Annotated in this window: 1 protein-coding gene; it reads right to left on the reverse strand. The window is 77.1% G+C overall.

Going from position 1 to position 253, the window contains the following annotated elements:
* On the reverse strand, positions 1–253 hold a 253-nt coding region (locus RYX56_RS23955; protein ID WP_317124334.1), incomplete at both ends, for a hypothetical protein.

Consider the following 253-nt stretch of genomic DNA (forward strand, 5'->3'; position numbering starts at 1 on the left):
TGACGCGGTACCACCGGACGGACCCGCTCGGGTGGACGATGCCCAGGATCGTGCCGCGCACGGGCTGGCCGGTCGCGAGCACGCGCCGCTCGGGCAGACACTCGGGCGCGACGGGCTGAAGGTCCTCGCCGATGACGGGCCAGCGGGCGGCGAGGTCGTCGGTCTCGCCGCCGCGTTCCGTCCCCGACGCGGCCGGGACGAGCGCGCCGCCCGAGTCGGTGTCGAGGTGCTGCGCGCGGGCGTCGTCGTCGTG

This window comes from Alkalihalophilus lindianensis (assembly GCF_032843265.1).
GTDB classification, from domain to species: Bacteria; Bacillota; Bacilli; order Bacillales; family Bacillaceae_D; genus Alkalihalophilus; species Alkalihalophilus lindianensis.